This is a genomic window from Phenylobacterium sp. (assembly GCF_036402295.1).
In the GTDB taxonomy this organism is placed as follows: domain Bacteria; phylum Pseudomonadota; class Alphaproteobacteria; order Caulobacterales; family Caulobacteraceae; genus Phenylobacterium.
In genome coordinates, this window is sequence record NZ_DASWTE010000072.1 from 1 (window position 1) to 1799 (window position 1799).

Annotated in this window: 1 protein-coding gene and 2 pseudogenes; all 3 read right to left on the minus strand. The window is 68.0% G+C overall.

Annotation, left to right across the window (positions count from 1 at the left end; translation table 11 throughout):
* On the minus strand, positions 1 to 228 hold a 228-nt coding region (locus VGD44_RS26490), incomplete at its 3' end, for a hypothetical protein (RefSeq protein WP_331088783.1).
* 148 nt (positions 229 to 376) lie between these two features.
* Positions 377 to 748, minus strand: a pseudogene (locus tag VGD44_RS26495) (IS110 family transposase); the annotation flags it as partial.
* A 914-nt stretch (positions 749 to 1662) separates the two neighbouring features.
* Positions 1663 to 1799: pseudogene (locus VGD44_RS04775) on the minus strand (ferredoxin); the annotation flags it as partial.

A 1799-nucleotide genomic window follows, 5' to 3' on the forward strand; every position in this document is an offset into this window, starting at 1 on the left:
GCCGTTCTTGCAGCCTGACGAGCGGCCGACGCCGTCGAGGCCGCCCATCAGGCGGGCGAGTGCGATGTCCTCGGCGAAGTCGGGCTTCTCCTTGAGCCAGCGCATGACGGTGGCGCGGGTGGGCATGCCGGGCTCGCGGCACAGGCGGCGCAGGCCGTGGCCGGCTTCGAGGCCGAGCCAGAGGCGCTCGACGATCTCGGGGCTGAAGGGGACGCGGGGTTTCGGCATTCCCGGGGAGATGGGAATGGAACGTATAGGGAACAAGTTGGGTGGCGATCTGGGCGCGCACCACGCGGGCGATATCCTTCAGGCTGACGCTCTCCAGGAAGGTCTTCAGCTCAGCGGCCTGGTCGGTGATCTGCTCGTAGCAGGTCAGCCGCTCGGCGAGGTCGGCGAGACGGGGATCCTGAGCCGCCTTCACCGCCTCCACCTGGGCCGTCGCCGCGGCGATCAGCCGGGCGTCCAGCCGGTCGTTCTTCGCCCGCCGGCGCTTCAGCTGGGCGAAGCGGCGCACCTCGATCGGCTGATGCACCACCACCTCGAAGCCGGCCTCGTCCAGCGCCGCACGCACGCCCCGCTCGTAGCCGCCGCTCGCCTCCAGGCCCACACGCCCCACCTCGCGGGCCCGCAACCAAGCGATCACCTCGCTGTAGCCCGCAGCGTTGTTATCCACCCAGACCGCGTCCTCCAGGCCGTGCGCCGCCACGTCCAACCGATGCTTGCCGACATCGATCCCAGCGACCCGCATGCTAGACTGGCGCTGTTCCACCGACCCCTCCTTGTGGCTCCGGACCTCAAAGTCCCTGCAACCATCCGGGTCATGGAATGTCGGCGGCGGCCCTGCTCCACCTCAGCCCATAAGGCTCAGGGGACTGCGGCCCCTCCACCGACAGCCCGCCTGGCGCTGCTACGTCAGGCGGGCGTCCCGGAAGACCCCGCCAAACTACCCGCTCTCAAACAAACAAGGGGGCGAGCCTCCTCAATTGAATCCAAAACAGCGCCGTCGGTCCGCCGAGCCTGAAGCTCGCCCCCTCCACCAGCCGCTCTTCGCTGCGCTTGGCGACTGGTCCCCCTCCCGCCGCTGCGCGGGGGAGGCAAAGAGGCGCCTCCTTCAGGACGGCACCCATCCTGAAGGCCCTGGTCAGCTCCGGCCCGCCTCTGGAGCTTGGTGCAGCCTGCTCTCGCGCCGAGTTGCGCTCGGTCCCGGGGATCGGCGCCAGCCGACAGCCCGGCGGCGGCCCGAAGCGGACCTGGCGAACATCAGGAACGGGTGGGTTGCGGTTGTTAAGCAGCAGATGCCACTAAGACGGGAATGAATTGGCATATGGTCGGGGCGGTCCTGATCGTCACAGCGCTGGGAGTTGCGGCGGCCGTCCTGCAGCCTCCTCTCACAGCCATTGTTCGACGCTGGATCGCTTATCCATGGTGGGCCGCCATGGCCGTAATCGTTCCCGCAGCGTGTATGGGTGCAACGTTAGGCGTTTGTGCCCTGCTAAACGTCTGGGGACGTGCGCCCCTAATCGCCTTCGTCGTAGGATGCGCCCTTGGAGAGCTGTACCTGCAGGTGAGTGACAGGGGTCGGAGCGGTCGCGTCTAGCAACGTCCGCAATGGGTTCGAAAGCGGACCTGTCGCTGGATCCGCAGAGCCGACCCGCCGCCCCCCTAGTGCTGGCTCTCCGGCATCGTCACGCGCAGGCCGTCCAGGTCGTCCGTGACCTTGATCTGGCACGACAGGCGGCTGTTCTCCTCGACGCCCTCGGCGAAGTCGAGCATCGACTCTTCCATGGCCGAGCGCTCGC